Source organism: bacterium, from assembly GCA_026708055.1.
In the GTDB taxonomy this organism is placed as follows: domain Bacteria; phylum Actinomycetota; class Acidimicrobiia; order Acidimicrobiales; family CATQHL01; genus VXNF01.
In genome coordinates, this window is the sequence record JAPOVS010000041.1 from 1 (window position 1) to 4,217 (window position 4,217).

Here is a 4,217-nt window from a genome sequence, read left to right on the forward strand (position 1 = left end):
ACGAGAAGACAAGCTCATGCCCCCCACCCACGCCCAACGACTCGCCGACCACTTCCCGAACACACAGCTCGCCTGGATCGACGACAGCTACACCCTCATCCCCATCGACCAGCCAGAGGCCCTGACCGACCACCTCCACACCTTCCTCGGCAGGCACGAGTGAAGCGCGAAGCCCGTCGTCGGTGCCGGAACAGCACGAACTCGTGTCAGGATCTCGTTACACTTTTCTGACATGATTGGGTCGATCGCAGAACGGGTCGCCGATCACGTAGCGGCATTGCCAGAGCGGTCGTTTGTGGCGGTTCGCGACGTTGACGGATCGCGCACCGCTGTTGACGCGGCGTTCTCGCGCTTGGCCGCCGCCGGCGACGTCTTGCGTATCCGCAAGGGCCTCTATTGGAAGGGGACGCCAACGACGTCGGGCGTTTCGCCTCCCCGGGTCGAAGAAGTCGCTCTGGCGCTCGGTGGACCGGGCTCCGGTCCGGCAGGGATCGCGGCTGCGCGCTGGCTGGGTCTCACATCGCAGGTGCCCTCGACGTACCTGACCGCGGTTCCTGCCCGAGCGCCAGCACCATTCCCGGGTATCCGTTTCTCGCAGCGCCCAGTCGAGCGGCTGCTCGATTCGTTGACACCGTCGGAAGTCGCAGTCCTCGAAGTTCTGCGGATGGGGCCGGCTGTCGTGGAGAACGACTGGCAGGACCTGCCCGAACTGATCGCCCGGCTTGCTGCGGAGGGCACGGTACGCCTCCCGATTCTCGATCGGGCAATAGCCGAAGAACCTCACCGCGAGGCTCGCTCGCGCTGGGCCGAGATCCGCCACACGCTTCAAGTGCCGTCAACGATTCCGCGCCGTGAGCACAGCCAGAATGGTCCCCTGGCTGCGCCGCCGGCAGCGCTACCGGCGATCACCGCAGAGGTGGGCGTCCCGGTAGCAGAGCGTGCCCTCACTGAGGCGCTCGATGAGTTCGCTCCCGGGATTCTCGCGCCGGGCCCCGGTCGCTCGCTCATCCACATGCGGGAGGTCGAACTCGGCACCGGCAGACCGGACGCGGTCTTGGTGGTCGTTTCACCAGCAGGTCTAGAGGCTCGCCGCGAGAAAGGTCTGAGACTTCCCTCGCTGGCCCACGCGCGGGTCCTCGAATCGATCCGGACCGGGGCTCCATCCGGCTACTCGCGGCACTACTCCATCCAACTGATGAAATCGCTGCACGAAATTGGCTGGCTAACACGACGCAACCAGGTCCGCACACCAACCAGCCTTGTTGCAAGTTCTCTCGTTGTTGAAGCCAAGATCTCGAATTGGCGCAGAGGCATTGGTCAACTCGCGAAGGCTCGGTGGGCATCTCATGACGGTGCGTTACTCATGCCCATGGAGAATCAGCATCGAGTCTCGAGGGCCGCACTTCGACATAACCGACTGGGACTACTCGTCGCGCGCCCTGATATCGTCGAGTGGCAAGTCAGATCGAAGCCCGTTGAACTCCGGTGGATGGCAGACCTGTGGTTGGCTGAGCTAGCAATTCGGTCTCTGGAGACTGGTCAGGATTAGAGTTCCTCCGCGACAGCGAAGGCATCGATCGCCTCAAGCAAAGCCCTTAGACCGCTTGAATGCGTTGCTGAGACAGCCGCACGTGACATCGCAATCTCCTCGTGGAGATCAAGAGCATCCTCCACCCTTTGGCGTATCGATGCAATTCGCACCGACACATCAGATTCTCGGTCGACTACCTGGTGAAGGCTCGCCATCGCCAACAAATGCTGATTCCATGACTCAACAATTCCCCATTGCCCCTCCTCCCTTAGTCTTCGCCGAAGCTCACTGTCCGGGAAGACCCGTGGCCCATCACGCCAGCGCACAGCGTTTATCGCTTCGCTATTCCACTCGATCGTGCTCAGCAGCTGCTCGACAAAGATGCGAGGATTCGCTTGGCGACCTCCGCTCTTGGGTATCCACTTGTCTGTCGTCCACCTGCGTAGCGAGTGATACCACCCCGTAGCTGCACCAGCGGCACCAACGGAAACTCCCAGCACACCGGCCAAGTCGGAATAGCCCCAGATCACCTCGTAGTGATTCAGTTCAGCGAGCGTGTAGATCACTCGTAGCACGTTCGTCAACCGCTCGGAATCCCAATGCACCGGATATCCCTGGGCCGATGTACCGACTATGAGATAGATCCCGTCGGCGTCGAGAGTAGTAAGTGCGTCGAGGTAACGTAGGGTGCTATCCCAGTCGGCGAATGCGGCATCCTCAGCTACTAGCGATAGGTAGACAGGTAGTTCCGTCAGCTCAATTGTTGCGCGCGCGTACTGCAGGCTGACTGGTGCCCATACGTCCCCAAAGGAAGCAAGATAGGGGGCAGGCGATACGACATGGTGAATGCCGAAATCTCGATTGAGCGTGACAACGGCTTGGCAGTGTCGGGCAATCTCGTCTGGTGAGAGGAACCATGAAATCTCCCCGAGTTCCAAGCCGTGGTGGCTATGACAACGCGCTACCGCCCCAGAGATTGTGTGAATGTAGAGTTGGGGATCCAGCAGAACCTCGATGCCTCGAAGCTGCGCCGAAGCTACTGTCGACATGAGCGTCGAGTGTTCCTCATCAGCGGGGCTGAGGATCACACCAGTGAGGAGGTCGGAATCAGCCACCGTGTCAATCTTGTCGGCCTTTCCGTACCCGTGTTGGATCCAGAACGTCATCCGAGTGTCTCGATTTCTGATCGTAGGTGTTCGAAACGGCGATATCGGCGGCTCATTGACGGATCCAACAGTCTACGCAACACATGTCTCATGTGACCTGACACATGAACCGCGTCGAGGGCACCATCATTCCACTGACAGTTCTTCAGCCTGTCGTAGTAACCGTGGGGATCCCCGGGGTTGAAGGGATGGACACCGGTCAGCGACACGAAGATTACGAGGCCAATGAGAAAGAGATCGGTGCGAAAATCAATTGAGCTGTGCAGTCGCATCTCGAATTGCTCCGGCGCAGCATACATCGGCGTCCTCGGCGAACTCCCCCAGCTGTCGGTCAACGGAGTGAGATCTTGGAAGTATGCGATTCCCAGATCGAGGAGCACCGGCCGCTTGGAGGCGTCGAAGACAATATTGCTCGGCTTGATATCGCGATGAACCGTGTTGTGGCGGGCAAGGGCCTCCGCAGCATCGACGAGTCCTCGTAGCAGGTGCGCGCAGTCGGCTTCGGGCCACGGCCCATCGAGCCGATCGGCAAGCGAGCCACCGGCGAAGAATGGTTCGATGTACCAGACGTGCTGTTCGTCGCCGATTTCACGGATTCCAGGTCCTGCGACGATTCGTACGACACCGGGGTGGCTGATCGCCCGCATGCCCTCGATCTCTCGTCGGATGCGTTCAGGGAGACCGATTGATCCCTCCAGTGGATCCTCCTGAACTGGTTCGCGAACCACCTTCAACACCAACGGCTCCTCCGCGCGGATCAGGAATGCGGACTTCATGCCACCTTCGCCGAGCGGCGTCGGGTCGACGACGTGCTCGTGGAAGGCAGCCACCACGTCGGCGATGGGTAGCGGGTTCGGCACATTCATGTCTCCAAAACATATCGGAGATATCTTACTATCCCATACATCAAGGGAGATCTAGCAAACTCATTGTTAGGGTTGACCAGGCACTGTAGATGGCGGGAGGCCGCGAGAGCGCCGAGCAGACCGAGACACTGACTCGCCCAGGCACGGAGCCGGTACCGCGATCCCCATCTCCCCGTGACCCTCGGCGTCCTGCCCGGGCGGCGGGTTCCCGAGGAGCTGTTCAGGAACTGGAGCGGTCCGCTGCGCCACAACCCCAAGGTCCGCCCCGACCTACCCCCGTCACGTCCCCGAACCGGCAACTGCTCGCCTGGGCCGATCGATACGCACCTCGACGAGGCCTTCGCCGAGCACTTCTGCGGTCCGCTGCCCGACGTCGTCAACGCCGAGCAGCAGTTCACGATCGTGGCCTCGGAACTCGACCCGACATCGGATCGCATCATCGAGTTCCTGGCAGAGTCCTACGACGTGCCGATCAACGCCGTCCTCTTCCGCCACTTCGCCGACGGCGGCCACGAGCACCTGGCCCCGACGTGGCTACTCGATCCCCAGCAGGTCCAGGACAAGGCGGCTCGACCGTCGCGCCGCAAACTTCGCCCGTGGAACGGCCGGGACTTCTACGTGATCCTCGGTCGGGCCGAGCCGGGCGATCCCCGC

The 4,217-nt window shown here is 61.3% G+C and carries 4 protein-coding genes; 2 read left to right on the forward strand and 2 right to left on the reverse strand.

What is annotated here, in order from left to right; all coding sequences use genetic code 11:
- The first annotated feature begins 232 nt into the window (after positions 1–232).
- Complete coding sequence (locus OXG55_08720) at positions 233–1,549, forward strand: hypothetical protein (GenBank protein ID MCY4103325.1); 1,317 nt, start codon at positions 233–235, stop codon at positions 1,547–1,549.
- Here the strand turns inward: OXG55_08720 and OXG55_08725 are convergent.
- On the reverse strand, positions 1,546–2,697 hold the full coding sequence (locus OXG55_08725) for a hypothetical protein (protein ID MCY4103326.1): 1,152 nt from the start codon (positions 2,695–2,697) through the stop codon (positions 1,546–1,548). The genes OXG55_08720 and OXG55_08725 overlap by 4 nt on opposite strands.
- The gene (locus OXG55_08730; protein ID MCY4103327.1) at positions 2,694–3,563 is read right to left on the reverse strand and encodes a serine/threonine-protein kinase; all 870 of its coding nucleotides are present in this window, start codon (positions 3,561–3,563) and stop codon (positions 2,694–2,696) included. Before OXG55_08730 ends, OXG55_08725 begins: the two co-directional genes overlap by 4 nt.
- Before the next feature lie 174 nt (positions 3,564–3,737).
- Between OXG55_08730 and OXG55_08735 the strand changes: the two genes are divergently transcribed.
- A partial coding sequence (locus OXG55_08735; GenBank protein MCY4103328.1) for a hypothetical protein occupies positions 3,738–4,217 on the forward strand: 480 nt, incomplete at its 3' end.

Coding starts and splice junctions, on each gene's coding strand:
- OXG55_08730 (MCY4103327.1), bottom strand. CDS start 3,563: ATGAATGTGCCGAACCCGCTACCCATCGCCGACGTGGTGGCTGCCTTC.
- OXG55_08720 (MCY4103325.1), top strand. CDS start 233: ATGATTGGGTCGATCGCAGAACGGGTCGCCGATCACGTAGCGGCATTG.
- OXG55_08725 (MCY4103326.1), bottom strand. CDS start 2,697: ATGACGTTCTGGATCCAACACGGGTACGGAAAGGCCGACAAGATTGAC.